Origin of the sequence: Flavobacterium aureirubrum, from assembly GCF_038739835.1 — a bacterium.
GTDB classification, from domain to species: Bacteria; Bacteroidota; Bacteroidia; order Flavobacteriales; family Flavobacteriaceae; genus Flavobacterium; species Flavobacterium aureirubrum.
Genome location: NZ_JBCGDO010000163.1, coordinates 1 through 278 on the forward strand (window position 1 = coordinate 1; position 278 = coordinate 278).

Annotated in this window: 1 rRNA gene; it reads left to right on the forward strand. The window is 50.0% G+C overall.

Annotated elements, in window-relative coordinates:
- Positions 1–278 (forward strand): 23S ribosomal RNA (locus WFZ85_RS16360); the annotation flags it as partial.

The window sequence follows — 278 nt, forward strand, 5'->3', positions numbered from 1 at the left end:
GGAGTGAAATAGATCCTGAAACCATACGCTTACAAGCGGTCGGAGCCCTTAAGTGGGGTGACGGCGTGCCTTTTGAATAATGAGCCTACGAGTTAACGTTGCTGGCAAGGATAAGAGCTTAAGGCTTGGATCCGTAGCGAAAGCGAGTCTGAATAGGGCGCTTTAGTCAGTAGTGTTAGACGCGAAACCGTGTGATCTACCCATGGGTAGGATGAAGCTGTGGTAACACATAGTGGAGGTCCGAACCGGTTGACGTTGAAAAGTCTTCGGATGACCTG